This is a genomic window from Pseudomonas iranensis, from assembly GCF_014268585.2.
Taxonomy (GTDB): domain Bacteria; phylum Pseudomonadota; class Gammaproteobacteria; order Pseudomonadales; family Pseudomonadaceae; genus Aquipseudomonas; species Aquipseudomonas iranensis.
In genome coordinates this window covers 4,634,115-4,659,797 of record NZ_CP077092.1, presented here as the reverse complement: position 1 = coordinate 4,659,797, position 25,683 = coordinate 4,634,115, and the positions used below count along the sequence as shown (strand labels likewise).

Below are 25,683 nucleotides of genomic sequence, written 5' to 3'. Positions count from 1 at the left end.
CTCGCGCCGTTTTTTCACATAAACCGGGATCAGCGGACTTTGCCCGCTGCCTGGGTCAGTTCCTCTTTGGCAAAATCATCGACGTCGATCACCTTGCGGCGGGCCGCTTCGGCGTCGCGCAGGCTTTGCGCTTCGACGGCTTGCAGTACGCCGGCTTCCAGCGCGGCATCGATGGCGTGTTCGCCGGCTGCCGGTTTGACCTGGCCGCTCTTCAGTGCGGTGTGCAGTTTTTTGTGCATTGGTTGCGCGGCGTTAAGCAGGTCGCTGGCGTGTTGCAGCGCGCCCACGGCATCGTCCGCCGATTGCGGGCGGTAGCAGCCGGCGAGCAGTTCTTCCAGCGCCGGATCGCCTTTGGCGCGACCGATGACCGCAGCGACTTCGGCGCCGAGTTTGTCCGATGGGCCTTTGTGACGGCGACCGAACGGGAAGACGATGACCCGCAGCAGGCAGCCGAAGACTTTGTTCGGGAAGTTGCTCAGCAGTTCATCCAGCGCACGCTCCGACTGGCCGAGGCTTTCTTCCATGGCCCAGCGGAACAGCGGCTCCATGTACGCCGGCGAATCCAGGTCGTGATAACGCTTGAGCGCGGCGGAGGCCAGATACAGGTTGCTCAGTACATCGCCAAGGCGAGCCGACAGACGTTCGCGGCGTTTCAGTTCGCCGCCCAGGAGCATCATGCTGAAGTCGGCGAGCATGGCGAATGCGGCGGCCTGACGGTTCAGCGCGCGGAAGTAGCCCTGACTGATCCTGTCGCCCGGCGCATGTTCGAAGTGACCAAGGCCGAGGTTCAGCACCAGTGTGCTGGCCGCGTTGCTCACGGCAAAACCGATGTGCTTGAGCAGCAGGCCGTCGAATTCCTTGAGCGCCTGATCCTTGTCCTCGCGTCCGGCCAGGGCCATTTCCTTGAGTACGAATGGATGGCAGCGGATCGCGCCCTGACCGAAGATCATCAGGTTGCGCGACAGGATGTTCGCGCCTTCGACGGTGATGAAGATCGGCGCGCCGTTCCAGCTGCGGCCCAGGTAGTTGTTCGGCCCCATGATGATCGCTTTACCACCATGCACATCCATGGCGTGGCTGATGCATTCGCGGCCGCGTTCGGTGAGGTGGTATTTGAGGATCGCCGACAGCACCGAGGGTTTTTCCCCCAGGTCCACCGCGTTGGCGGTGAGCATGCGGGCGGCGTCCATCATCCACGCGTTACCGCCGATGCGCGCCATGGCTTCCTGAATGCCTTCGAACGCGGACAGCGGTACATTGAATTGCTCGCGAATCTGCGCGTACTGGCCGGTGACCAGACTGGTGAACTTGGCCGCACCGGTACCGACGGCTGGCAGCGAGATCGAACGCCCGACTGACAGGCAGTTCATCAGCATCATCCAGCCCTTGCCGAGCATTTCCTGACCACCGATGAGGTAGTCAAGCGGAATGAACACGTCCTTGCCGGAGTTCGGGCCGTTCATGAACGCGGCGCCCAGCGGCAGGTGTCGACGACCGATTTCCACTCCTGCGGTATCGGTCGGGATCAGCGCCAGACTGATGCCGAGGTCCTCTTCCTCACCGAGCAGGTGATCCGGGTCATAAGCCTTGAATGCCAGGCCAAGCAGGGTAGCGACCGGGCCGAGGGTGATGTAGCGCTTTTCCCAGTTCAGGCGCAGGCCGATGACTTCTTCACCTTCCCACTGGCCTTTGCAGATGATCCCGGTGTCGGGCATCGCGCCGGCGTCGGAACCGGCCAGCGGGCCGGTGAGGGCGAAGCACGGGATATCGTCGCCACGCGCCAGGCGCGGCAGGTAGTGATTACGTTGTTCATCGGTGCCGTAATGCAGCAGCAATTCGGCCGGGCCGAGGGAGTTCGGGACCATCACGGTAGAGGCGAGGTCACCGCTGCGCGTCGCCAGTTTCATTGCCACTTGTGAGTGAGCGTAGGCCGAGAAGCCTTTGCCGCCGTATTCCTTGGGAATGATCAGGGCGAAAAAGCCATGTTCCTTGATGTGCGTCCAGGCCTCGGGCGGCAGGTCCATGGACTGGCCGATCTGCCAGTCGCTGACCATCGCGCAGAGTTCTTCGGTCGGGCCATCGATGAACGCCTGTTCTTCTTCAGTCAGTTGCACCTTGGGATAGGACAGCAGTTTGTCCCAGTCCGGACGGCCGCTGAACAGCTCGCCGTCCCACCACACGGTGCCGGCATCGATCGCGTCGCGTTCGGTCTGCGACATCGGTGGCAGGGTTTTCTGGAACCAGTTGAACAGCGGCGCGGTGAAGTGTTTGCGACGCAGGTCAGGCAACAACAATGGCGCGGCGACCACCGCCAACAGGACCCAGAAGACAAACAGCAGCCAGCCCGGCGCGTGACTGAAAATCCCCATGGCGACCAGATAGGCCGCCACGATGCCCAACGCGGGCAGCGGGGCGATGCGTCGATGGGCGAGATACGCCACGCCGACGATCAAAACCAGTATCCACAACAACAGCATATTCAGTCCTCCGTGAACCAAGGCAAATCGACCCTCCAGAGCTTAGACGGCATCTGCAAATAAGGGTGGTCAGAGCATGGTGATTGAAATCGTGGGAAACCCCGGATGGTTTTCGTAGGTTCGGTGGGCAACACGTGTGGGAAATCGTTCGTTGCTGCGCAGCTTTGCTTTCAGGTTTGGCCGAAACGTCGTTATCTCTGTGCTCAAGCTGTCGCTAGACTCGTGACTCATCCAGGAGATTGCCGCCATGCACGAATATCTGAGCCCCGGCCGCTTCATCGATAGTGACCACCCGGCGGTGGTGGAGTTCGCCGAGCAGCACCGCGGTGCCAGTAATGATCCGCGTGAGCAGGCGATCAGTCTGTATTACGCCGTGCGCGAGGCGGTGCGCTACAACCCTTACACTTTCAGCCGTGATCCGCAAACCCTGCGCGGCAGTTACGCACTCGCAGCAGGGGAGAGTTACTGCGTGCCGAAAGCCACGCTGCTCGCCGGTTGTGCGCGGCATTGCGGGATCCCGGCGCGCATCGGTCTGGCCGATGTGCGCAATCATCTGTCGACGCCACGTCTGCTCGAGTTGCTGAAAAGCGATGTGTTCGCCATGCATGGCTACACCGAGCTGTTTCTCGACGGCCGCTGGGTCAAGGCGACGCCAGCGTTCAACCAGCAACTGTGCGAGTTGTTCAACGTCGCAGCGCTGGAGTTCGATGGCATCAATGACAGCGTTTTCCATCCGTTCAACCGTGACGGCGCGCAGTTGATGGAGTATCTGCTCGATCACGGCCAGTTCACCGACGTGCCGGAAACCTTCTTCTTCGAGCACCTGCAAAAGTGCTATCCGCATCTGTTCAGTGAGCAACTGCCGGTGCTGCTGGGCGATATGCAGGCCGATTTGAGTCGCACCTGATCCGGCGTATGCTGGCCGTCCACTCACTTGCAAAGAGGCGGTCATGCTGAAGATCTGGGGACGGAAAAATTCATCGAACGTCAGAAAGCCCTTGTGGGCTGCCGAAGAGCTGGGCCTGGCGTACGAGGCCATTGATGCCGGCGGCGCGTTCGGTGTGGTCGACACGCCCGAGTACCGCGCGATGAACCCGAATGGCCGGGTGCCGGTGATCGAGGATGACGGTTTCGTGCTGTGGGAATCCAACGCCATCGTGCGCTATCTGCTGGCTAAACACGCCCCGGACAGCGCCTGGTATCCGGCGGATGCGCAAGCCCGCGCCACGGCGGACAAGTGGATGGACTGGACCACTTCCAGTTTCGCCGGGCCGTTTCGCACGGTGTTCTGGGGTGTGCTGCGTACGCCTGCGGAGAAGCAGGACTGGAAGGCGATCAACGCCGCGATCAAGGAATGCGATGAACTGCTGAACATGGCCGACCACGCCTTGATCAGCCAGCCTTATCTCTCCGGCAATGACATCGGCATGGGCGACATTCCGCTGGGCAGCTTCATTTACGCCTGGTTCGAAATGCCCATCGAGCGCGCCCCGCAACCGCATCTGCAAGCGTGGTATGAACGCTTGAAACAGCGTCCGGCCTACCAGAAAGCGGTCATGACCGCGTTGACTTGATAATTACTATCGACACACTTGACTGTACTTGTGCGGCGGCGGCAAGCACCATTGCGAACTTGCGCCGCGGTTGTTTCCCTCGCCGCCCGCCCTTATTTACTTCTTTCCTTCCTTCTTGGTGCGTAAATCCGATATGAGTTCCGCTCTGTCCATCCGGCAGCTAACCAAAACCTACGGCAACGGGTTCCAGGCCTTGAGTGGTATCGATCTGGACGTCGCCGAAGGTGACTTTTTCGCCTTGCTCGGCCCCAACGGCGCCGGCAAATCCACCACCATCGGCATCCTCTCGACCCTGGTCAACAAGACCAGCGGCACCGTGAATATTTTCGGCAATGACCTGGACAAGAACCCGGCGGCGCTCAAGCGCTCGATCGGCGTGGTGCCGCAGGAATTCAACTTCAACCAGTTCGAAAAGACCTTCGACATCGTCGTGACCCAGGCCGGCTACTACGGCATTCCGGCGAAAGTCGCCAAGGAACGCGCCGAGCAGTACCTGACCCAGCTCGGCCTGTGGGACAAGCGTGATGTGCCGTCGCGTTCGCTGTCCGGCGGCATGAAACGGCGTTTGATGATCGCCCGTGCGCTGGTGCATGAACCGCGCCTGCTGATTCTCGATGAGCCGACTGCGGGCGTCGATATCGAACTGCGCCGTTCGATGTGGACCTTCCTCACCGAGCTGAACCAGAAAGGCATCACCATCATCCTGACCACGCATTATCTGGAAGAGGCCGAGCAGCTGTGCCGCAACATCGGCATCATCGACCACGGCACCATCGTCGAAAACACCAGCATGAAACAGTTGCTGGGTCAGTTGCATGTGGAAACCTTTTTGCTCGACCTGAAGAACGACTTGAGCGCGGCGCCGCAATTGCTCGGCTACCCGGCCCGATTGCTCGACGGCCACACCCTGGAAGTGCAGGTCGACAAATCCATGGGTATCACGGCGTTGTTCACCCAGTTGGCGCAGCAGAACATTGAAGTGCTGAGCCTGCGTAACAAAACCAATCGCCTCGAGGAGTTGTTCGTGTCCCTGGTGGAGAAAAATCTGTCGAAGGTGGCGGTATGAGTTCCGAGTTCGGTCCCAACCTCGTTGCCCTGCAAACCATCGTCTACCGCGAGGTCAAACGCTTCATGCGGATCTGGCCGCAGACCCTGCTGCCGCCGGCGATCACCATGGTTCTGTACTTCGTGATCTTCGGCAACCTGATCGGCCGGCAGATCGGCGACATGGGTGGCTTCACTTACATGGAGTACATCGTGCCGGGGCTGATCATGATGTCGGTGATCACCAACTCCTACGGCAACGTGGTCTCGAGCTTCTTCGGCAGCAAGTTCCAGCGCTCGATCGAAGAGTTGATGGTCTCGCCGGTGTCACCGCACACGATCCTGATCGGCTTCACCATTGGTGGTGTATTGCGCGGTCTGGCAGTGGGTCTGATCGTGACGATTCTGTCGCTGTTCTTCACGGATTTGCAGGTGCATCACCTCGGCGTGACCATTCTGGTGGTGGTACTGACCGCGACAATCTTCTCGCTGCTGGGCTTCATCAACGCGGTGTTTGCGCGCAACTTCGATGATATTTCGATCATTCCGACCTTTGTGCTGACCCCGCTGACTTACCTGGGCGGCGTGTTCTACTCGATCACTTTGCTGCCACCGTTCTGGCAGACCGTGTCGCTGGCCAACCCGGTGCTGCACATGGTCAACGCCTTCCGCTACGGCATCTTGGGTGTCTCGGATATCCGCATCGGCATCGCCATTACCTTCATGCTGGTGGCGACCGTGGTGCTGTATCTCGGCTGTGCGCGGTTGCTGGTGAGTGGGCGCGGGATGCGTACCTGATCCCGACCGCGTCGCTTTCTTCGCGAGCAGGCTCGCTCCCACACTGGAATGATGTTCTCTGTGGGAGCGAGCCTGCTCGCGAAGGGGCCAGCCCGGACACAACAAAAAACGGCCTCCCATCGCGGAGGCCGTTTTTGCATTCATTTCTGCCGACTTTTCTTGCGCCGCCGCCATTGCCGCGCCACCCACCAGCGCCAGTACAGCATCACCAGAAAGTAGGCGAGAACGCCCAGCACCAGACCGACGACCACCGAACCCAGCAAAAACGGCTGCCACAATGTCGACAGCTCACCGCTGATCCATTCCCAGGTCAGCTCGTCCGGCAGATGCCGCGCCGGCACATCCATCAGGAACGCTCCGGCCTGGTAGGTGCAGAAAAACACCGCCGGCATGGTGATCGGATTGGTCAGCCAGACCAGGCTCACCGCGATCGGCATATTGCCGCGCACCATCACCGCCAATGCCGCCGCCACCAGCATCTGCGCGGGTATCGGCAGGAATGCCGCAAACAGGCCGACCGCCATCGCCCGGGCGACCGAATGGCGGTTGAGATGCCAGAGGTTCGGGTCATGCAGCAACGTGCCGAGAAAGCGTAAGGACTTGTGTTCCCTGATGCTCGTCGGGTCGGGCATGTAACGTTTGAATAAGCGCCGGGGCATAAGGCTTCTCGGTCGGTTAAGGCGGCAAGTATGTCTGGATTCTACGAACCGCCCATTCAGACTTTGTGACAATTGTTGACGACGGTGGTGCCGCAGACCCGCTATGCCTAAGGAGGGGACTCTCAGGACGGGCATATGCGCACAGGGATGATGGCGCTGGCAGTCGGTCTGCTGGCCCCGGTTTTATTGCCGGCCTTGCCGCCGGTCGGCTTGCTGGCAGTGCTGCCAGTGGTGGCGCTGATGCTGCTGCCGTTTCGCAGCTATCCATTGGCATGTTTGCTGTTTGGCTTTACCTGGGCCTGCGTTGGCGCGCAGTGGGCGCTGAATGACCGCTTGCCACCGAGTCTGGACGGAAAAACCCGTTGGCTTGAAGGGCGAGTGGTCGGCTTGCCGCAACACAACGATGGCGTGGTGCGTTTCGAGCTGGCTGATGCGCGTTCACGCCACGAAAAGCTGCCGTCGCTGCTGCGCCTGGCCTGGTACGCCGGGCCGGCGGTGAATAGTGGTGAGCGTTGGCGTCTGGCGGTGAAATTGAAGCGCCCGAGTGGCTTGCTCAACCCGGACGCCTTCGATTACGAGGCCTGGCTGCTGGCGCAACGGATCGGGGCGACCGGCACGATCAAGGATGGCCAGCGCCTGGCTGAGGCCCGGTATGCATGGCGCGACGGCGTTCGCCAGCGCCTGCTGGCGGCCGATGCACAAGGCCGAGAGGGCGCGCTGGCGGCGCTGGTGCTTGGTGACGGTTCAGGCCTCAGTCGCGAGGATTGGCAGGTGCTGCAAGACACCGGCACCGTGCATTTGCTGGTGATTTCCGGCCAGCACATCGGTTTGCTGGCGGCGGTGATGTATATGCTGGTCGCCGGGCTGGCGCGTTACGGATTGTGGCCATTGCGCTGGCCTTGGTTGCCGTGGGCGTGTGGCCTGGCCTTCGCGGCGGCGCTGGGTTACGGCTTGCTCGCCGGTTTCGACGTGCCAGTGCAGCGCGCCTGCGTGATGGTGGCGCTGGTGCTGCTGTGGCGCCTGCGTTTTCGCCATCTTGGTGCGTGGTGGCCGTTATTGCTGGCGTTCAATGGCGTGCTGCTGCTTGATCCACTGGCCAGTTTGCGTCCCGGCTTCTGGCTGTCCTTCGCGGCGGTGGCAGTGTTGATCTTCACTTTCGGCGGGCGGCTGGGGGCCTGGCGCTGGTGGCAGACCTGGACCCGCGCGCAGTGGCTGATCGCGATCGGCTTGTGTCCGGTATTGCTGGCGCTGAGCTTGCCGATCAGCGTCAGCGGGCCTGTAGCCAATCTGCTGGCCGTACCGTGGGTCAGCCTCGTGGTGCTGCCGCCGGCATTGCTTGGCACGCTATTGCTGCCCGTGCCTTATGTCGGCGAAGGGCTGTTGTGGCTGGCCGGTGGTTTGATCGACTGGCTGTTTATCGGGCTGGCGCTGATTGCCGGGCAATGGCCGGCGTGGATACCTGCCGCCATTCCATGGTGGGCGTTGGTCCTGGGCAGCCTTGGCGCGATTTTATTGCTGTTGCCCCGAGGCGTGCCAATGCGACCGTTGGGCTGGCCGCTGCTGTTGCTCCTGGCATTGCCGCCTCAAGAGCGAGTAGAAGAAGGGCGGGCCGATGTCTGGCAACTCGACGTCGGTCAAGGCCTGGCCATCCTCATCCGCACCCGCCATCACGCGCTTCTCTATGACGCCGGCCCGCGTTTCGGCGAGTTCGATCTCGGCGACCGAGTGGTATTGCCAGCGTTACGTAAACTCAATGTGCAAGCGCTCGATTTGATGCTGCTCAGCCATGCCGACGCCGATCACGCTGGCGGCGCCCGGGCGGTGGCGGGTGGAGTGCAAGTACACCGCGTCGTCAGTGGCGACCAGCCAAACCTGCCGCCGGAGCTGAACGCCGAAGCTTGCGCAAGTGGCGAACAGTGGCAGTGGGATGGCGTGCAGTTCCAGCTCTGGCAATGGTCGGCAGCCGATGACAGCAACCAGCGCTCCTGTGTCTTGCAGATCGAGGCCAACGGCGAACGCCTGCTGCTTACCGGCGACATCGACACTCACGCCGAGCGCGTTCTGCTCGACAGCCCACTGGCCGTGCCGACGCAGTGGCTGCAATCGCCCCATCACGGCAGTCGCAGTTCATCATCGATGGCCCTGCTCAAAGCCTTGCAGCCCGAAGCGGTGCTGATCTCCCGTGGCCACGGCAACTCCTTCGGTCATCCGCATCCAACCGTGCTGGCGCGCTACCGCAAGCAGGGCTTGCGTATCTACGACAGCGCCGAGCACGGTGCCATTCATCTGCAACTGGGCAGCTTCAAGCCGCCGTGGACGATGCGTCAACAGCGGCGTTTCTGGCGCGATCCACCGGTGGCTGGCCGTTGATCGGTGCCAGCATGAGTGCCACCTCACGGTCGTCGGGGCGGCGACTCTTAATCGCGGATCGGTATGGTAAAGTGGCGCACTTTTTCGAGGGGACTGTCACTGTGTGGGAATTGGTCAAATCCGGCGGCTGGATGATGTTGCCGATCATTCTGAGTTCCATCGCGGCCATGGCGATTGTTGCCGAGCGCCTGTGGACACTGCGCGCCAGTCGCGTCACCCCCGAGCATCTGCTGGGTCAGGTCTGGGTCTGGATCAAGGACAAGCAGCTCAACAAGGAAAAACTCAAGGAGTTGCGCGCCAACTCGCCGCTGGGGGAAATCCTCGCCGCAGGCCTGGCCAATTCCAAGCATGGTCGCGAGATCATGAAAGAGTGCATCGAAGAGGCCGCCGCGCGGGTCATCCATGAACTCGAACGCTACATCAACGCCCTCGGCACCATCGCAGCCATGGCGCCGCTGCTCGGCCTGCTCGGCACGGTGCTGGGCATGATCGACATTTTCAGTGCCTTCACCGGCTCTGGCATGAGCACCAATGCCTCGGTGCTGGCCGGCGGTATTTCCAAAGCGCTGATCACGACCGCAGCGGGCCTGATGGTCGGGATTCCAGCAGTGTTCTTCCACCGGTTTTTGCAGCGCCGCATCGACGAGCTGGTGGTCGGTATGGAGCAGGAAGCGATCAAACTGGTGGAAGTGGTGCAGGGCGACCGTGATGTCGACCTGGCCGAGGGCAAAGCGTGAAATTCCGTCGCAAGCCCCGGGAAACCGTAGACATCAACCTCGCGTCGCTGATCGACGTGGTGTTTATCCTGCTGCTGTTTTTCGTGGTCACTACCACTTTCACTCGGGAAACCCAGTTGCGCGTGGATCTGCCGGAAGCGGTCAGCGGTTCGCCTGCCGAAGATCAGCAGGTCAAACAGCTGGACGTCGCCATCAGTGCCGAAGGCGTGTTCTCGGTGAACAACAAGATTCTGCCGAAGAATGATCTGGCGACGCTGATGGAAGCCATGCAGAAAGAATCCAACGGCGACACCAATATGCCGCTGTCGATCAGTGCCGATGGCAAGGCCCAGCATCAATCGGTGATCACCGCCATGGACGCGGCCGGCAAGCTCGGTTTCAGCCATCTGCGCATGACCACGGTCGAGGCGGCGCCGAAATCCTGATGAGCCTGTCCGATCGCCTGCTCGCCGCGTGGTATCAGGGGCATCCGGCCCTGACGCTGCTGCGGCCGCTGGAAATGCTGTATCGCCGCGTGGTGATCAACAAGCGTCAGCGCTTTCTCGACGGCGAAGGTGAAATCTACCAATCGCCGGTTCCGTTGATCGTGGTCGGCAATATCACCGTTGGCGGTACCGGCAAGACGCCGATGATTCTCTGGCTGATCGATCATTGCCGACGCCGTGGACTGCGCGTCGGCGTGGTCAGTCGCGGTTACGGCGCCAAACCGCCGCAACTGCCGTGGCGGGTTGAGGCCGAGCACAGCGCCGAGATCGCCGGTGACGAACCGTTGCTGATCGTCCAGCGCACCGGTGTGCCGCTGATGATCGACCCTGATCGCAGCGCCGCCGTCAAAGCCTTGATTGCCAGTGAACCGCTGGATCTGATCCTGTCCGACGACGGCATGCAGCATTATCGCCTGGCGCGGGATCTGGAACTGGTGCTGATCGACGCCGCACGGGGCCTGGGCAACCAGCGCTGTCTGCCGGCCGGGCCGTTGCGTGAGCCGGTCGAGCGCCTGCAAAGTGTCGATGGCGTGCTGTTCAACGGAGCCCTTGATGATCGCGACGATGGTTTCGCCTTCCGCCTGCAACCCACCGCGCTGGTCAATCTGCGCAGCGGCGAACGTCAGTCACTGGAGCATTTCCCGCCCGGGCAAGCGCTGCATGCGGTGGCCGGGATCGGCAATCCGCAACGTTTCTTCAATACCCTCGAAGCGCTAGACTGGCGGCCGATCGCCCATGCATTTGCCGACCACGCCGAGTACAGCGTGCAGGCGTTGAATTTCACCCCGTCATTACCGTTGGTGATGACCGAAAAGGACGCGGTGAAGTGCCGTGCCTTTGCTGCTGCCGACTGGTGGTATCTGGCGGTCGATGCCGTGCCGTCGCCGGCCTTCGTGGCCTGGTTCGACACTCAACTGATGCGCCTGTTGCCGGATCGTCTGCTGCCTTAACTCTTTTATTTCTGGGAATGTTCATGGACACCAAACTGCTCGACATCCTCGCTTGCCCCGTGTGCAAAGGCCCGCTCAAGCTCAGCGCCGACAAGACCGAACTGATCAGCAAGGGCGCCGGCCTGGCGTACCCGATCCGCGACGGCATCCCGGTGATGCTGGAAAGCGAAGCGCGCACCCTGACCACCGACGAGCGTCTGGATAAATGACCACAGCCTTCACCGTTGTCATCCCGTCGCGATTCGCCTCGACCCGTCTGCCGGGCAAGCCGTTGCTGGATATTGCCGGCAAGCCGATGATCCAGCATGTCTGGGAACAGGCGAGCAAAAGCAGCGCGACCCGCGTCGTTGTTGCAACTGACGATGCACGCATCGTCGAGGCATGCAAAAGCTTTGGCGCCGAAGTGGTGCTGACCCGTGAAGATCACAACTCCGGCACCGATCGTCTGGCCGAGGTCGCAGCGAAACTCGGTCTTGCGCCTGATGCGATCGTGGTCAATGTCCAAGGCGATGAGCCGCTGATACCGCCGAGTGTGATCGATCAGGTCGCCGCTAACCTTGCCGCTCACACCGAAGCGCGCATGGCTACGCTGGCCGAGCCGATCGAAGACGTGGAAACCCTGTTCAACCCCAACGTTGTGAAGGTTTCCAGCGATATCAACGGTCTGGCCCTGACGTTCAGTCGTGCAACCTTGCCATGGGCTCGCGATGCATTTGCCAAGAGCCGCGAGCAGCTGCCGCAAGGTGTGCCCTATCGCCGCCACATCGGTATTTATGCCTATCGCGCCGGGTTCCTCCACGACTTCGTGAGCTGGGGGCCGTGCTGGCTGGAAAACACCGAATCCCTTGAGCAACTGCGTGCCTTGTGGCATGGCGTGCGTATCCATGTTGCCGACGCGCTGATCGCGCCGCCGACCGGTGTCGACACCGTTGAAGACCTTGAGCGGGTTCGTCGCCTGCTGGGGGCCTGATGCGCGTTCTGTTTGTGTGCCTGGGCAACATCTGCCGTTCGCCCACCGCTGAAGGCGTGTTGCGCCACAAGTTGCGTGAAGCCGGGCTGGCGGATGTGGTCGAAGTGGCCTCCGCGGGCACCGGTGACTGGCACGTCGGCAACCCGCCGGACAAGCGCAGCCAGGCCGCGGCGAAACTGCGCGGTTATGACTTGTCGACGCAACGCGCGCAACAGGTCAGCCGGGCCGATTTCGCCAGCTACGACCTGATTCTCGCGATGGATAACAGCAATCTGCGCAACCTCAAGGCCCTGCAGCCGTCCACCGGCAGAGCCGAGCTGGATCTGTTTTTGCGTCGTTATTCCGGGCTGGTCGATGAAGTGCCGGACCCGTATTACGACGGCGATCAGGGTTTCGAGCAGGTGCTCGATCTGATCGAAACGGCCTGCGACCAGTTGCTGATCGAAGTGAAGGGCCGTTTATGAGTTTGCAGGTGCAACCGCAAGTATCTTTGCAGGCCTTCAATACGTTTGGCGTCGATGTGCGCGCGCAGCTGTTTGCCGAAGCCCACAGCGATGACGATGTCCGCGAAGCGCTGGCCTTTGCCGCGTCCCATGACGTGCCGTTGCTGGTGATCGGCGGTGGCAGCAACTTGCTGCTGACGGCGGATATTCCGGCGTTGGTGTTGCGCATGGCTACGCGCGGCATCCGCGTGCTCAGCGACGATGGCAGTCGTGTGGTGGTCGAGGCGGAAGCGGGCGAACCGTGGCATCCGTTCGTGCAGCACACGCTGGCCCAGGGTTTTGCCGGGCTGGAAAACCTCAGCCTGATTCCCGGCACCGTCGGCGCCGCGCCGATGCAGAACATCGGCGCCTATGGTGTCGAGATCAAGGACGTGTTTACCGGCCTGACTGCGCTGGATCGCGAGAGCGGCGAGCTGCGGGATTTCAGCCTGGAGCAGTGCAATTTCGGCTACCGCGACAGTGTGTTCAAGCAGCAGCCGGGACGTTGGCTGATCCTGCGGGTGCGCTTCAAGCTTGATCGCGCCGCGCACCTGCATCTGGAATACGGCCCGGTCCGTCAGCGCCTGAGCGAGCAGGGCATCGAGCAGCCGACGCCCAGCGATGTCAGCCGCGCCATCTGCAGCATCCGCAGTGAAAAACTGCCGGACCCGGCGGTGCTCGGCAATGCCGGCAGCTTTTTCAAGAATCCGCTGGTGCCTGCCGCTGTGGTCACGCAGATCAAAGCGCAGCACCCGGATCTGGTGGCTTACCCGCAAGCGGACGGGCAGATGAAATTGGCCGCTGGCTGGCTGATCGAACGCGCCGGCTGGAAGGGTTTTCGCGATGGCGATGCCGGCGTGCACAAGTTGCAGGCGCTGGTGCTGGTCAACTACGGCACGGCCACCGGCCTGCAACTGCTCGACCTGGCGCAACGTATCCAGAAAGACATCGCCGAACGGTTTCATGTCGAACTGGAAATGGAGCCCAATCGGTATTGAGGCTACGCTTGCCTGAGGCCATCAAAAGCCCTGCACTGATGAAAAAGTGCAGGGCTTTTTTGTTAATGCTGGGTTAACTTAGCGACCTAACGATACCTACCATTTGCTCCACCCAAAGGCCCGGTGCAGACGTTCCCGTCGGCGCGAGAGAGCCTGATTAGCCTGAGTCGATCTGCGCGAACCCACCGCTGATTTTCCGGCGGCAGATTGCTCGACCCCATAACCACTAAAAAATATGCGGGCGTGCCCATGATTACCCTGAAACTCAACGGTCAAGACCACTCCCTCGATGTCACCGAAGACATGCCGCTGTTGTGGGCGATTCGTGACGTCGCCGGTTACAACGGCACTAAATTCGGTTGCGGCATGGGCCTGTGCGGCGCCTGCACCATCCATATCGACGGCTTGCCGGCACGCAGTTGCATCACGCCGATCGGCTCGGTGATCGGCCAGAACGTCACCACCATCGATAATCTCCACGCCGACCCGGTAGGCAAGGTCGTGCAGCAAGCCTGGCTCGACAGCGCTGTGGCTCAATGCGGTTATTGCCAGGGCGGCCAGATCATGTCGGCCACCGCTCTGCTGAAAACCAACCCCAACCCGAGCGACGAGCAGATCGAAGAAGCCATGGTCGGCAATATCTGCCGCTGCGGTACTTACAACCGGATCAAAACCGCGATCCGCCAGGCCTCCACCCAACTGAAGGGGGTGAAGGCATGAGCCGCGTCCCGAATGATTTCGCCCTGAGCAACCTCAGCCGCCGTGGCTTTCTCAAAGGCGTCGGCGCCACCAGCGCGCTGGTCCTCGCCGCGAGCTGGGGCTGGCAGGATGCGCTGGCCGATGACGCGCCGAAGAAGTTCGGTGCCGACGGCATGCCCAATGGCTGGATCGACGACCCCAAGGTTTACGTGAGCATTGCTGCCGATGGCAGCGTCACCGTGGTGTGCAACCGTTCGGAAATGGGCCAGGGCGTGCGCACCAGCCTGAGCATGGTCGTTGCCGATGAACTTGAGGCCGATTGGGCTCAGGTCAAAGTGCAGCAGGCGCCGGGTGACGAAGTGCGCTTCGGCAATCAGGACACCGACGGTTCGCGCAGCATGCGTCACTGGTACGAGCCGATGCGGCGTTGCGGCGCCGCCGCGCGGACCATGCTTGAACAGGCGGCCGCTGCGCAGTGGAAAGTGCCGGTTGGCGAATGCCATGCGCAACTGCACAAGGTCATTCACAAACCGTCCGGCCGTGAACTGGGCTACGGCGAACTCGCCGCTGCCGCCAGTGCGCTGGCAGTACCGGCACGTGACAGCCTGCGTCTCAAGCAGCCGTCGGAATTTCGCTACATCGGCAAGGAAGGCACCAAGGCCATCGACGGTGCCGATATCGTCAATGGCCGCGCAGTGTACGGCGCCGACGTGCATTTCGACGGCATGCTCTACGCCACTATCGCTCGCCCGGCAGTGTACGGCGGCAAGGTCAAAAGCCTCGATGACAGCGCCGCGCTGAAAGTCCCCGGCGTGCTTAAAGTCATGCAGATCGAAGGCCGACCATTGCCGTCGGAGTTCCAGCCATTGGGCGGCGTCGCGGTTGTGGCCAGCAACACCTGGGCGGCGATCAAGGGCCGCGAGGCGCTGAAGATCGAGTGGGATGACGGCCCGAATGCCAGTTATGACTCGATTGCCTATCGCAAAGAGCTTGAAGCCGCGTCGCTGAAGGCCGGCAAAGTGGTGCGCAACACCGGTGATATCGACAAGGCCTTGAGCGGCGCCGCCAGCACTCTCGAAGCCTCGTATTACCTGCCGCACCTGGCGCAGGCGCCGATGGAACCGATGGTCGCCATCGCCCGTTACAAGGACGGCGTGTGCGAAGCCTGGGCGCCGAGTCAGGCACCGCAGGTCACCCGCGAGCGCATCGCCGAGCGTCTTGGCGTGCCGTTCGAAAAGGTCACCTTCAACGTAACGCTGCTGGGCGGTGGGTTCGGGCGCAAGTCAAAACCGGACTTCGTCGTTGAAGCGGCGATCCTCGCCAAGGAGTTTCCGGGCAAGGCTGTACGGGTGCAGTGGACCCGCGAAGACGACATCCACAATTCGTATTTCCACACCGTGTCGGCGGAATATCTGAAGGCGGGTATCGACAAGAACGGCATGCCGTCCGGGTGGCTGCATCGCACCGTGGCGCCGAGCATCACCGCCTTGTTTGCGCCGGACATGAACCATGAGGCGGCGTTCGAGCTGGGCATGGGCTTTACCAACATGGCCTATGCGATTCCCAACGTGCGCCTGGAAAATCCTGAAGCCAAGGTACACACGCGGGTCGGCTGGTATCGCTCGGTGTCGAACATTCCCCACGGCTTCGCGATTCAGAGCTTCGTCGATGAACTGGCGCACAAGGCCGGTGAAGATCCGCTCAAGTACCAGATCAAATTGCTCGGCCCGGACCGGCAGATCGATCCTCGCACCTTGAGCGAAGAGTGGAACTACGGCGAATCGCCCGAGCGTTACCCGATCGACACAGGACGCATGCGCACGGTTCTGGAAACTGCCGCCAAGGCCGCCGGTTGGGGGCGCAAACTGCCCAAGGGTCGTGGTCTCGGTCTGGCGGTGCATTACAGCTTCGTCACCTATGTCGCGGCAGTGATCGAAGTCGAGGTCAAGGACGACGGTTCGCTGATCGTGCACAAGGCGGACATTGCCGTGGACTGCGGGCCGCAGATCAACCCTGAGCGCATCCGTTCGCAGTTCGAAGGTGCGTGCGTCATGGGTCTGGGCAACGCCGTGCTCGGTGAAATCAGCTTCAAGGACGGCAAGGTCCAGCAGGACAACTTCCATATGTACGAGGTCGCGCGCATGTCGCTGGCACCGAAGGTAGTCGCCGTGCATCTGGTGACGCCGCCGGGTGACGTGCCGTTGGGTGGCGTTGGTGAGCCGGGTGTGCCGCCAATTGCCCCGGCGTTGTGCAATGCCATCTTCGCCGCCACCGGCAAGCGCATCCGTAATCTGCCGGTGCGGTATCAGTTGCAGGGCTGGCAGAAGGCGCAAGCGTAATGGACAGCGTCGATCTCAACGTCCTGCGCAGCGTCCTCGAGTGGCGCCGCGCAGGGCAGCGGGTGGTCCTGTTCAGCGTGGTGCAGACCTGGGGCACCGCGCCGCGCTCGCCCGGCGCCATCCTCGCCTTGCGCGAGGACGGCGTAGTGATCGGTTCGGTGTCGGGCGGCTGTGTCGAAGATGACCTGATCGCGCGGCTGCACGACGGCCGCATCGCCACCGATGGTCCGCCAGTGCAGATGATTACCTACGGCGTGACCCGCGAGGAGGCCGCGCGTTTCGGCTTGCCTTGCGGCGGCACCTTGCGCCTGACCGAGGAGCGCGTTGGTGACCCGGAGTGGGTGGCCGAGCTGCTGCAGCGTTGCGAAAACCATGAAATCGTCGCCCGAGAACTGAACATCGAAACCGGCGAAGTGCGGCTGGCTCCGGCGAGCAAGTCCGATTCGCTGGTGTTCGACGACAAGACTCTGCGAGCGATTTATGGTCCGCGCTGGCGCTTGTTGCTGATCGGTGCCGGGCAGTTGTCGCGCTACGTCGCCGACATGGCGCGGCTGCTGGATTTCGAAGTGCTGATCTGCGATCCGCGCACCGAGTTCGTTTACGGCTGGGAAGAGCAGCACGGCCGTTTCGTCCCCGGCATGCCGGATGAGGCTGTGCTGAACATCCAGACCGACGAGCGCACGGCGATTGTCGCCTTGACTCACGATCCTCGCCTGGATGACATGGCTTTGCTCACTGCGCTCGACTCGCCGGCGTTCTACGTCGGCGCGCTCGGTTCCCGGGTCAACAGCCAGAAGCGCCGGGAAAATCTGGCTCAGCTAGGCTTGTCGCAAGCGTCGATTGATCGCTTGCACGGGCCGATCGGCTTGCACATCGGCAGTCATTCGCCGGCTGAAATCGCCTTGTCCTTGCTGGCGGAAATTGTTGCGATCAAGAACGGTGTGGAGCTGAAACAGAAAAAACCGCTGGAGGGTGCATGAGCCAATCCATCGCAGTGATTGTGCTGGCAGCAGGCGAGGGCAAACGCTTTCGCCAGATCGCCGGCAGCGACAAAGACAAATTGCTCGCTGACTGCACCGGGCGCGACGGCGCGGTTCGCTCGGTCATCGAGCAGGTGCTGGTGAACCTGCCGGCCAGTCTCGACAAACGCGTACTGGTCACCAACGAGGCTCGACCGCAGGCGATGCGCATGGCTCAGGCTTACGGCTGCGACGTGGTGTCGATCGAATCGACCGGCATGGGCGACAGCATTGCCGCAGGTGTTGCCGCTTGCCCGGGCGCTGATGGCTGGTTGATTGTGCTCGGCGATATGCCGTTTATCTTGCCTTCGAGTATCGAGCGAGTGGTCGCGGCGATGGCTGATGATGCGGTGAGCGTGCCGGTGCTGGGTGGGGAGTTTGGTCATCCGGTGGGGTTTGGTCGTTCGTTTGGCGCGCAATTGCAGGCGCTGACCGGCGATCGTGGCGCACGGCCGTTGTTTGCGCAGGGCAGGGTGGTGGAAGTGGCGGTGGATGATCCAGGGGTGTTGTGGGATATCGATGTGCCTGAATCTTTGATATTTCCTCAGCCCTGAGCCGTGTTGAAATTCCTTGTGGGAGCGAGCCTGCTCGCGAATGCGCTGGTTCAGTTACATGAATAGTGTCTGCCCCAGCGTTTTCGCGAGCAGGCTCGCTCCCACAAAGATTCCGGATGATGCTGGAATTTCAGGCATAAAAAAGCCCCGCCAGGCTTTCACCAGGCGGGGCTTTTTATTGGCTTCAGGAATTACACGAGTGGTTTAGGCTCGTGCTCTTTTTCCTGGGCTTCTTCGCGCTGTTCAACCGCGTCCTGAACGGAGCGTGGTGCTTCAGCGATCACCGATTCAACCGATGCTTCTTCCGCGACCGGGGCAGGGGCTGCCTCGATCACTTCAGCCGCAGCGGCTGGTTCGGCAGCAACCGGAGCCGCAGCGGCAGCCAGTTCGGCTTCCTTCTGCAGACGCTCGGCTTCACGCTTGCGACGACGCACTTCACGCGGGTCGTTTGGCGCACGGCCGTTTGGCGTCAGGGCGCTGACCGGAGCCGGCGCTTCAACCACAGGGGCTGGCGCTTCGACTGCGGCTGGCGCTTCTTCAACCTGAGCATCGGCAACCGGAGCTTCAACCACTGGTGTCGGCGCCGGCTCTGCTGCTGCAACTACTGGCTCGGAAACCATGGCTTGCGGCACTTCGGCTTCAGCGACTGGCGCTGGAGCTTCGGTCACAGCTGGTTCGGCAACCCAGTTGAACGCAGTCTGCTCTTCGCGAACTTCACGCACGGTTTTGGTCACGTTTTCGCTGACGGTTTCTACCGCTGGCTCAGTGATGGCCGCTGGTGCTTCGACAACGGCTTCCGGTTCGGCAGTTGCTTCAGCCTGAGGCTGAGCTTCGCGGACCGGAGCGACTTCGATTTCCGGTGCAGCAGTCACTTCCACAGGGGTGGTGGCTTCGACAACCGGCGCTTCGACTGGAGCGGTTTCCAGTGTGGCGGCGGTGGCGCGTTCAGCCTGCTCGTGGGCTTGGGCTTCTGCCGGAGCGCTGATGGTGCTGCTGGCAACGGCGGCGGTGACGGCCAGGCCAGCGGCCAGATCGGCAGTGCTTGGCTCGCCAGCGTTTTCAGCGGACTCGGACTCTTCCGAACCTTCGATCACGTTGCCGTTGGCATCACGTTGACGCTCGCGACGATTGCTGCGACGGCGCTGACCACGGGAGCGACGACGTGGACGATCGCCTTCGGCGTTGTCCTGACCGTCTTCCGGCAGTTGCTCTTCGTTGTTGCTGTTCACTTCTTCTTCAGCGACGGCAGCAGCGGCCTGCTCGGCACGCGGTTGACGCTCTTCACGCGGCGGACGCGGAGCGCGTTCCTCGCGTGGCTGACGGGCCGGACGCTCTTCAGCGGTCACGGCAGCAACGGCTGCGGCTGGCGCGGCGTCCAGTGGCTCGCGCAATTCACGTACGCGTTCTTCACGCTCGCCACGCGGCTTGCGGTCTTCACGTGGGGCACGCGGTGCACGTTCTTCACGCGGGGCACGTGGTGCGCGCTCTTCGCGGGCTACCGGCGCTTCGCTGCGGGTTTCACGCGGCTCGCGGGCTTCACGTGGCTGGCGCTCTTCGCGCGGCTCGCGTGGTGCGCGCTCTTCACGTGGAGCACGTTCTTCGCGCGGCTTGCGTTCTTCATCGCGGCGACCGTTACGGTTGCGGCTCTGCTGACGACCGTTGCGGCGCTCTTCGTTGCGGGCAGGACGCTCGGTGGCAGCCGGTTTCGCAACCGCGACCGGTGCGGCTGGCTCTTCCTTGGTAGCGAACAGGCTGACCAGCGACTTCACCAGACCCTTGAACAGGCTTGGCTCAGGCGCGGCAACTGGTGCCGGAGCAGGTGCGGCAGGTGCAACTTCAGTCGGCACCGGTGCGTTGGCACGGGCCGGCGCAGTTTTCACTGCAGCTTCCTGGCGAACCAGAGTGCGGGTCGCAGCGGCTGGCTGGACTTCTTCGACTTCGGCAGCGGCCGCAGCGATTTCGTAGCTGGACTGGTTGGTCGCGGCTTCCGGGCTGTCGTCACGCAGGCGCTGAACTTCAAAGTGCGGTGTCTCGAGGTGATCGTTCGGCAGAATGACGATACGAGCACGGGTGCGCAGTTCGATCTTGGTGATCGAGTTGCGTTTTTCGTTGAGCAGGAACGCAGCGACCGGGATCGGCACTTGCGCGCGAACTTCGGCGGTGCGGTCCTTCAGGGCTTCTTCTTCGATCAAGCGCAGAATGGCCAGCGACAGCGATTCAACGTCACGGATGATGCCGGTGCCGTTGCAACGCGGGCAGACGATGCCGCTGCTTTCGCCCAGCGATGGACGCAGGCGCTGACGGGACATTTCCAGCAGGCCGAAACGCGAGATGCGGCCGATCTGCACACGGGCGCGGTCAGCTTCCAGGCATTCGCGGACTTTTTCTTCCACGGCGCGCTGGTTCTTGGCCGGGGTCATGTCGATGAAGTCGATGACGATCAGGCCGCCGATGTCGCGCAGGCGCAACTGACGGGCGATTTCTTCGGCGGCTTCAAGGTTGGTCTGCAGGGCGGTTTCTTCGATGTCGCTGCCTTTGGTGGCACGCGCCGAGTTGATGTCGATGGACACCAGGGCTTCGGTCGGATCGATGACGATGGAGCCGCCGGAGGGCAGTTCGACGACGCGCTGGAATGCGGTCTCGATCTGGCTTTCGATCTGGAAACGGTTGAACAGCGGCACGCTGTCTTCGTACAGCTTGATCTTGCTGGCGTACTGCGGCATCACCTGGCGGATGAAGGTCAGGGCTTCGTCCTGGGCTTCAACGCTGTCGATCAGCACTTCGCCGATGTCCTGGCGGAGGTAATCGCGGATGGCGCGGATGATCACGTTGCTTTCCTGGTAGATCAGGAATGGCGCGGAGCGATCCAGCGAGGCTTCTTTGATGGCGGTCCACAGTTGCAGCAGGTAATCGAGGTCCCACTGCATTTCTTCGCTGCTGCGGCCCAGGCCGGCAGTGCGCACGATGAGACCCATGTCGGCCGGAGCAACCAGACCGTTCAGCGCTTCACGCAGTTCGTTGCGCTCTTCACCTTCGATGCGACGGGAGATGCCGCCGGCACGCGGGTTGTTCGGCATCAGTACGAGGTAACGACCGGCCAGGCTGATGAAGGTGGTCAGGGCGGCGCCCTTGTTGCCACGTTCTTCTTTCTCGACCTGCACGATGACTTCCTGGCCTTCGCTCAGGACGTCCTTGATGTTGACGCGGCCTTCGGGGGCTTTCTTGAAGTATTCGCGGGAGATTTCTTTGAGGGGCAGGAAGCCGTGGCGCTCGGAGCCGAAATCGACAAAGGCAGCCTCAAGGCTTGGTTCGATGCGAGTGATACGGCCTTTATAGATGTTGGCCTTCTTCTGCTCGCGTGCACCGGATTCGATGTCCAGGTCGTAGAGGCGCTGGCCATCTACCAGTGCAACACGCAACTCTTCGGGTTGAGTTGCGTTAATCAGCATTCTTTTCATGTAGTACCGTCGGTTTCCGGGCTGCCGGAAACGGCGTTCGGCACACACGACTTCTCACGGTCGGTGTCAGGTGCGTCGGGAGTGGTTGGCCATTCCCGTGTCCAGCGATGTGCGGCCAATTGGGCCGATACCGCGACGTACGCGTCCTGCTTGCTGTGGCTACTTAAGCACTCAGTCAGGAGGAGGAATCAACCAGCGGCTGTGGACGAGATGAAGCGTCTTGATCAAAGCTTGTTGCTACACAGTCCGGCGGTTGTGCATCTCCACCCTACACGTATCCCTGATAATTCGGGTGCTGCCGCGCGCAGAATCCGCAGCGGGTTGGCATTTACCGTGAGCTCCGAAAGGGGAGGTCACGCATCATGGCTAATTCAGGCGATGTTTCCGAAGCAATCGCTCGGGGTCATTCGCAGTCGACTGCACTTTGTGAACTGGCCTTGAATGTTGCCTGCCGGGCGAGTGAGAACTCTGCTCGGCGGTGTAATTCAGGCCTCATGTCACCTGCGCTCGTTACAACCGCAAACTCCACCGTTACGTAGCGAAAGCCCCGTAGGACGGCCTCGCGCCCTGGTGAATTGCGTTGGTCAGGGCCGGTCTTTGACCGTGGTTCCGCTGTCCAGGCCGCTTTTGGCGGCGTTCGCGACTATAGCAGCAATGATTAAGTGCTTCAATTCCATAAAAATTGTTATCATCCGCGGCATGACAACTACTGCCCCTTCGACTCCAGGCGTTCAACTGCTTGAAGTCTCGCCGGAGTATGCCGGCCAACGAATCGACAACTTTCTCCTCGCCCGGCTCAAAGGCGTGCCCAAGACCTTGATTTACCGCATTTTGCGCAAAGGCGAAGTGCGTGTGAACAAAGGTCGGATCAAGCCCGAATACAAGCTGCAGGCCGGCGATATCGTACGCGTGCCGCCGGTTCGCGTGCCTGAGCGCGACGAGCCGGTGCCGCTGGCCCAGGGGCTGTTGCAGCGCCTGGAAGCCTCGATCGTCTTCGAAGACAAGGCCCTGATCGTGATCAACAAGCCCGCCGGCATTGCGGTTCATGGCGGCAGCGGGCTGAATTTCGGCGTGATCGAAGCCTTTCGTCAGTTGCGTCCCGACGCCAAGGAGCTGGAGCTGGTTCACCGTCTCGACCGTGACACCTCCGGCCTGCTGATGATCGCCAAAAAACGCAGCATGTTGCGCCATCTGCACGAGCAGCTGCGTGGCGATGGCGTCGACAAGCGCTACATGGCGCTGGTCCGTGGCAACTGGGCAACCTCGATCAAGCAGGTTCGCGCACCGTTGCTCAAGAGCAATCTGCGCTCCGGCGAGCGCATGGTCGAAGTCAATGACGAGGGCAAAGAAGCCCTGACGCTATTCAAGGTGCTGCGCCGCTTCGGCGATTTTGCCACCATGGTCGAGGCGAAACCGGTTACCGGTCGTACCCACCAGATTCGCGTGCACACCTTGCATGCTGGCCATTGCATTGCCGGTGACAGCAAGTATGGCGACGAGGATTTCACCAGGGAAATCCGCGATCTGGGCGGTAAGCGCCTGTTCCTGCACGCCTACATGCTGACCGTGCCGCTGCCCGACGGCGGCAAGCTGAATCTGCAAGCGCCCGTCGACGAAATGTGGGCCAAGACCGTGGAGCGATTGAGTGCGCCCATCTGATTACAAACTGCTGATCTTCGACTGGGACGGCACCCTCGCCGATTCCATTCATCGGATCGTCGAGGCGATGCACTCGGCGTCCGGGCGTTCCGGTTTCGAGCTGCGCGATGACTTCGCCGTCAAAGGCATCATCGGTCTTGGCTTGCCGGAAGCGATTCGCACCCTATATCCCGAAATTAGCGACGCAGAGATGCTCGCGTTTCGCGAGTACTACGCCGATCACTACATCGCTGCCGAAGCCGTGCCTTCGCCGCTGTTCGAGGGTGTGGTCGAGTCGATGGCATCGTTTCGCGAGCAGGGTTATCACCTGGCGGTAGCGACGGGCAAAAATCGTCGCGGTCTGGATCGGGTGCTCAAGGCCAATGGCTGGGAAGATTATTTCGATATCACCCGCGCTGCCGATGAAACTGCCAGCAAGCCACACCCTCTGATGCTTGAGCAGATTGTCAGCCACTGCGGCGTACGCCCGGAGCAGGCGTTGATGGTCGGTGATTCGTCGTTCGATCTGCTGATGGCGCGCAACGCGGGGATGGATTCGGTGGCGGTCAGTTATGGCGCGCAATCGATCGAGTCCCTGCAACAGTTCGAGCCGCGCCTGTCGATCGACCGTTTTTCTCAATTGCACGCCTGGCTGGGTCAGCGGGCCTAATACGTTTTTGCTGGGGTAGATGGCATGACCGACGAATGGAAAGCACCGGCCAAGGCAAGTGCCGACGACGGTGACGCGAAAAGCTGGAAGCTGCTGGAAAAGACTTTGCTGGCCGGCGTGCAGGAACAACGCCGTTCGCGGCGTTGGGGGATTTTCTTCAAGCTGCTGACGTTTGTTTATTTGTTTGTTGCTCTGCTGTTGTTCACGCCGCTGATGGACATGGAAAAAAGCGCCACCCGCGGCCCGAACTACACGGCGTTGATCGAGATCGACGGTGTAATCGCCGACAAGGAACCTGCCAGCGCCGACAATATCGTTGGCAGTCTGCGCGCGGCGTTCGAAGACAAAAAGGTCAAGGGCGTGGTCCTGCGCATCAACAGTCCGGGCGGCAGTCCGGTGCAGTCCGGCTATGTCTATGACGAGATCAAGCGCCTGCGTGCGCTGCATCCGGAGATCAAGCTCTACGCAGTGATTTCCGATCTTGGTGCTTCGGGCGCCTATTACATCGCCAGCGCGGCGGATCAGATCTACGCCGACAAGGCGAGTCTGGTCGGCTCAATCGGCGTGACAGCAGCGGGTTACGGTTTTGTCGGCACCATGGAAAAACTCGGGGTTGAGCGCCGCACCTATACCTCGGGCGAGCACAAGGCATTCCTTGATCCGTTCCAGCCGCAAAAGCCTGAAGAAACCGCCTTCTGGCAAAGCGTGCTCGACACCACGCACAAGCAGTTCATCAACAGCGTCAAGCAGGGTCGTGGTGATCGCCTGAAGGACAAAGAGCATCCGGAGCTGTTTTCCGGGCTGGTCTGGTCGGGTGAGCAGGCGCTGCCGCTGGGTCTGATCGATGGCTTGGGCAGTGCCAGTTCGGTGGCGCGTGATGTGATTGGCGAGAAGGAGCTGGTGGACTTCACCGTGCAGGAATCGCCGTTCGATCGCTTCTCGAAAAAGCTCGGCGCCAGCGTGGCCGAGCAGTTGGCGATGTGGATGGGTTTCCACGGGCCTTCGTTGCGGTAAATTGTTTCAAGGTCAAAAGATCGCAGGTCAACGGCAGCTCTTGCACAATCGGTGTAGGAGCTGCCGAAGGCTGCGATCTTTTGCTTTTAAGGGATTTGCACGCCTTCGATCAACAACATGTCGATCAGGCGAATCAGCGGCAGGCCGATCAGGCTGGTGGCGTCCGGGCCTTCGGTCGATTGAAACAGGCTCACGCCCAGTCCTTCGGCCTTGAAGCTGCCGGCGCAGTCGTACGGTTGCTCGATGCGCAGGTAGCGTTCGATGCGCGCCTGATCCAGCTGGCGCATGTGCACGGTAAACGGCACGCAGTCGACCTGGCATTGCCCGGTCTGGCTGTTGAGCAGTGCCAGGCCGGTCAGGAATGTCACGCTCGCGCCGCTCGCCGCCATCAATTGCTCGCGAGCCTTCTCGAAGGTGTGCGGCTTGCCGATGATCTGTTCGCCGAGGACGGCGACCTGATCCGAGCCAATGATCAGATGAGCAGGGTGGCTGTCCGCCAGGGCGCGGGCTTTTTCCTCGGCGAGGCGTTTGACCAGGTCGATTGCGGACTCGCCCGGGCGATGGCTTTCGTCGATGTCCGGCGAGCTGCAGACGAACGGCAAGTGCAGGCGGGCGAGCAATTCGCGGCGATAAGTCGAGCTTGAAGCGAGTAATAAAGGCAGCATGGACGTCTCCTGAGGCAGGTGCGGATTCTAGCGGAGGCGCGCAAGTGACGGACAGGGCACAATTTCCTTTGACATGGGTGGGT

General features: G+C 61.6%; 23 protein-coding genes. 19 read left to right on the top strand and 4 right to left on the bottom strand.

The features are described 5' to 3' along the window. Positions 1-29: 29 nt before the first annotated feature. Positions 30-2,477: an acyl-CoA dehydrogenase gene (locus tag HU724_RS20925; protein ID WP_186567744.1), complete on the bottom strand. Its 2,448-nt coding sequence runs from the start codon at positions 2,475-2,477 to the stop codon at positions 30-32. 247 nt (positions 2,478-2,724) lie between these two features. Here HU724_RS20925 and HU724_RS20920 point away from each other — a divergent pair, with 247 nt between their 5' ends. The 4 genes from HU724_RS20920 to HU724_RS20905 all read left to right on the top strand — a co-directional run bounded on the left by HU724_RS20920 (position 2,725) and on the right by HU724_RS20905 (position 5,893). Then, positions 2,725-3,384 (top strand): transglutaminase-like domain-containing protein, encoded by a 660-nt coding sequence (locus HU724_RS20920; protein ID WP_071173232.1) that lies wholly within the window; start codon positions 2,725-2,727, stop codon positions 3,382-3,384. Positions 3,385-3,427: 43 nt separating this feature from the next. After that, on the top strand, positions 3,428-4,051 hold the full coding sequence (locus HU724_RS20915; protein ID WP_076563819.1) for a glutathione S-transferase family protein: 624 nt from the start codon (positions 3,428-3,430) through the stop codon (positions 4,049-4,051). A 133-nt stretch (positions 4,052-4,184) separates the two neighbouring features. Next, entirely contained in the window at positions 4,185-5,117 is a 933-nt protein-coding gene (locus tag HU724_RS20910; RefSeq protein ID WP_016771010.1) for an ABC transporter ATP-binding protein, read from the top strand. Further along, the gene (locus HU724_RS20905) at positions 5,114-5,893 is read left to right on the top strand and encodes an ABC transporter permease (protein WP_039760202.1); all 780 of its coding nucleotides are present in this window, start codon (positions 5,114-5,116) and stop codon (positions 5,891-5,893) included. Before HU724_RS20910 ends, HU724_RS20905 begins: the two co-directional genes overlap by 4 nt. Before the next feature lie 140 nt (positions 5,894-6,033). On the opposite strand, the gene HU724_RS20900 is transcribed toward HU724_RS20905, so the two are convergent. Next, positions 6,034-6,552: a DUF2062 domain-containing protein gene (locus tag HU724_RS20900; RefSeq protein WP_016770668.1), complete on the bottom strand. Its 519-nt coding sequence runs from the start codon at positions 6,550-6,552 to the stop codon at positions 6,034-6,036. Positions 6,553-6,687: 135 nt separating this feature from the next. Between HU724_RS20900 and HU724_RS20895 the strand changes: the two genes are divergently transcribed. From HU724_RS20895 to HU724_RS20840, 12 genes are all read left to right on the top strand, one after another. Then, the gene (locus HU724_RS20895) at positions 6,688-8,922 is read left to right on the top strand and encodes a DNA internalization-related competence protein ComEC/Rec2 (RefSeq protein ID WP_186567745.1); all 2,235 of its coding nucleotides are present in this window, start codon (positions 6,688-6,690) and stop codon (positions 8,920-8,922) included. Positions 8,923-9,023: 101 nt separating this feature from the next. After that, on the top strand, positions 9,024-9,659 hold the full coding sequence (locus HU724_RS20890; protein WP_174823890.1) for a MotA/TolQ/ExbB proton channel family protein: 636 nt from the start codon (positions 9,024-9,026) through the stop codon (positions 9,657-9,659). After that, complete coding sequence (locus HU724_RS20885; protein WP_016771006.1) at positions 9,656-10,084, top strand: ExbD/TolR family protein; 429 nt, start codon at positions 9,656-9,658, stop codon at positions 10,082-10,084. Before HU724_RS20890 ends, HU724_RS20885 begins: the two co-directional genes overlap by 4 nt. Continuing rightward, positions 10,084-11,094 carry a tetraacyldisaccharide 4'-kinase gene (gene lpxK / locus HU724_RS20880; RefSeq protein WP_133339569.1) on the top strand — a complete coding sequence of 337 codons (1,011 nt, stop codon included), beginning with the start codon at positions 10,084-10,086 and terminating at the stop codon, positions 11,092-11,094. The genes HU724_RS20885 and lpxK overlap by 1 nt, the downstream gene beginning before the upstream one ends. A 23-nt stretch (positions 11,095-11,117) precedes the next feature. Continuing rightward, complete coding sequence (locus tag HU724_RS20875; protein WP_003179363.1) at positions 11,118-11,303, top strand: Trm112 family protein; 186 nt, start codon at positions 11,118-11,120, stop codon at positions 11,301-11,303. Further along, the gene (kdsB, locus tag HU724_RS20870) at positions 11,300-12,064 is read left to right on the top strand and encodes a 3-deoxy-manno-octulosonate cytidylyltransferase (RefSeq protein WP_071173223.1); all 765 of its coding nucleotides are present in this window, start codon (positions 11,300-11,302) and stop codon (positions 12,062-12,064) included. Before HU724_RS20875 ends, kdsB begins: the two co-directional genes overlap by 4 nt. Further along, positions 12,064-12,528, top strand: a complete 465-nt coding sequence (locus HU724_RS20865; RefSeq protein WP_186567746.1) for a low molecular weight protein-tyrosine-phosphatase — start codon at positions 12,064-12,066, stop codon at positions 12,526-12,528. The genes kdsB and HU724_RS20865 overlap by 1 nt, the downstream gene beginning before the upstream one ends. Then, positions 12,525-13,544 carry a UDP-N-acetylmuramate dehydrogenase gene (gene murB, locus HU724_RS20860; protein ID WP_186567747.1) on the top strand — a complete coding sequence of 340 codons (1,020 nt, stop codon included), beginning with the start codon at positions 12,525-12,527 and terminating at the stop codon, positions 13,542-13,544. Before HU724_RS20865 ends, murB begins: the two co-directional genes overlap by 4 nt. Positions 13,545-13,793: 249 nt before the next feature. Further along, positions 13,794-14,264 (top strand): (2Fe-2S)-binding protein, encoded by a 471-nt coding sequence (locus HU724_RS20855; protein WP_039760186.1) that lies wholly within the window; start codon positions 13,794-13,796, stop codon positions 14,262-14,264. Next, a complete protein-coding gene (locus HU724_RS20850) occupies positions 14,261-16,582 on the top strand; it encodes a xanthine dehydrogenase family protein molybdopterin-binding subunit (protein WP_186567748.1) in 2,322 nt (773 codons plus the stop codon). Before HU724_RS20855 ends, HU724_RS20850 begins: the two co-directional genes overlap by 4 nt. Then, positions 16,582-17,562 carry an XdhC family protein gene (locus tag HU724_RS20845; RefSeq protein WP_186567749.1) on the top strand — a complete coding sequence of 327 codons (981 nt, stop codon included), beginning with the start codon at positions 16,582-16,584 and terminating at the stop codon, positions 17,560-17,562. The genes HU724_RS20850 and HU724_RS20845 overlap by 1 nt, the downstream gene beginning before the upstream one ends. Further along, complete coding sequence (locus HU724_RS20840) at positions 17,559-18,155, top strand: nucleotidyltransferase family protein (RefSeq protein WP_186567750.1); 597 nt, start codon at positions 17,559-17,561, stop codon at positions 18,153-18,155. The genes HU724_RS20845 and HU724_RS20840 overlap by 4 nt, the downstream gene beginning before the upstream one ends. 191 nt (positions 18,156-18,346) lie before the next feature. Here HU724_RS20840 and rne read toward each other — a convergent pair whose 3' ends face one another. Beyond that, on the bottom strand, positions 18,347-21,613 hold the full coding sequence (rne, locus tag HU724_RS20835) for a ribonuclease E (protein ID WP_186567751.1): 3,267 nt from the start codon (positions 21,611-21,613) through the stop codon (positions 18,347-18,349). A gap of 699 nt (positions 21,614-22,312) precedes the next feature. Between rne and rluC the strand changes: the two genes are divergently transcribed. From rluC to sppA, 3 genes are read left to right on the top strand one after another with little or no spacing between them, the layout of a single operon-like run. Beyond that, a complete protein-coding gene (gene rluC / locus HU724_RS20830) occupies positions 22,313-23,272 on the top strand; it encodes a 23S rRNA pseudouridine(955/2504/2580) synthase RluC (RefSeq protein WP_071173217.1) in 960 nt (319 codons plus the stop codon). Continuing rightward, a complete protein-coding gene (locus HU724_RS20825) occupies positions 23,259-23,921 on the top strand; it encodes an HAD-IA family hydrolase (RefSeq protein WP_041479448.1) in 663 nt (220 codons plus the stop codon). Before rluC ends, HU724_RS20825 begins: the two co-directional genes overlap by 14 nt. Before the next feature lie 24 nt (positions 23,922-23,945). Further along, positions 23,946-24,935 carry a signal peptide peptidase SppA gene (gene sppA / locus HU724_RS20820; protein ID WP_076563808.1) on the top strand — a complete coding sequence of 330 codons (990 nt, stop codon included), beginning with the start codon at positions 23,946-23,948 and terminating at the stop codon, positions 24,933-24,935. Between the two features lie 86 nt (positions 24,936-25,021). On the opposite strand, the gene HU724_RS20815 is transcribed toward sppA, so the two are convergent. Then, positions 25,022-25,600, bottom strand: a complete 579-nt coding sequence (locus HU724_RS20815) for a Maf family protein (RefSeq protein WP_186567752.1) — start codon at positions 25,598-25,600, stop codon at positions 25,022-25,024. Between the last annotated feature and the right edge of the window lie 83 nt (positions 25,601-25,683).

Bases quoted from the DNA above. Each gene is read 5' to 3' on its own strand.
- HU724_RS20845 (WP_186567749.1), top strand. From the start codon at position 16,582: ATGGACAGCGTCGATCTCAACGTCCTGCGCAGCGTCCTCGAGTGGCGC.
- lpxK (WP_133339569.1), top strand. From the start codon at position 10,084: ATGAGCCTGTCCGATCGCCTGCTCGCCGCGTGGTATCAGGGGCATCCG.
- rluC (WP_071173217.1), top strand. From the start codon at position 22,313: ATGACAACTACTGCCCCTTCGACTCCAGGCGTTCAACTGCTTGAAGTC.
- HU724_RS20815 (WP_186567752.1), bottom strand. From the start codon at position 25,600: ATGCTGCCTTTATTACTCGCTTCAAGCTCGACTTATCGCCGCGAATTG.
- HU724_RS20865 (WP_186567746.1), top strand. From the start codon at position 12,064: ATGCGCGTTCTGTTTGTGTGCCTGGGCAACATCTGCCGTTCGCCCACC.
- HU724_RS20855 (WP_039760186.1), top strand. From the start codon at position 13,794: ATGATTACCCTGAAACTCAACGGTCAAGACCACTCCCTCGATGTCACC.
- HU724_RS20875 (WP_003179363.1), top strand. From the start codon at position 11,118: ATGGACACCAAACTGCTCGACATCCTCGCTTGCCCCGTGTGCAAAGGC.
- kdsB (WP_071173223.1), top strand. From the start codon at position 11,300: ATGACCACAGCCTTCACCGTTGTCATCCCGTCGCGATTCGCCTCGACC.
- murB (WP_186567747.1), top strand. From the start codon at position 12,525: ATGAGTTTGCAGGTGCAACCGCAAGTATCTTTGCAGGCCTTCAATACG.
- HU724_RS20840 (WP_186567750.1), top strand. From the start codon at position 17,559: ATGAGCCAATCCATCGCAGTGATTGTGCTGGCAGCAGGCGAGGGCAAA.
- HU724_RS20850 (WP_186567748.1), top strand. From the start codon at position 14,261: ATGAGCCGCGTCCCGAATGATTTCGCCCTGAGCAACCTCAGCCGCCGT.
- sppA (WP_076563808.1), top strand. From the start codon at position 23,946: ATGACCGACGAATGGAAAGCACCGGCCAAGGCAAGTGCCGACGACGGT.
- HU724_RS20920 (WP_071173232.1), top strand. From the start codon at position 2,725: ATGCACGAATATCTGAGCCCCGGCCGCTTCATCGATAGTGACCACCCG.
- rne (WP_186567751.1), bottom strand. From the start codon at position 21,613: ATGAAAAGAATGCTGATTAACGCAACTCAACCCGAAGAGTTGCGTGTT.
- HU724_RS20915 (WP_076563819.1), top strand. From the start codon at position 3,428: ATGCTGAAGATCTGGGGACGGAAAAATTCATCGAACGTCAGAAAGCCC.
- HU724_RS20900 (WP_016770668.1), bottom strand. From the start codon at position 6,552: ATGCCCCGGCGCTTATTCAAACGTTACATGCCCGACCCGACGAGCATC.
- HU724_RS20905 (WP_039760202.1), top strand. From the start codon at position 5,114: ATGAGTTCCGAGTTCGGTCCCAACCTCGTTGCCCTGCAAACCATCGTC.
- HU724_RS20910 (WP_016771010.1), top strand. From the start codon at position 4,185: ATGAGTTCCGCTCTGTCCATCCGGCAGCTAACCAAAACCTACGGCAAC.
- HU724_RS20895 (WP_186567745.1), top strand. From the start codon at position 6,688: ATGCGCACAGGGATGATGGCGCTGGCAGTCGGTCTGCTGGCCCCGGTT.
- HU724_RS20925 (WP_186567744.1), bottom strand. From the start codon at position 2,477: ATGCTGTTGTTGTGGATACTGGTTTTGATCGTCGGCGTGGCGTATCTC.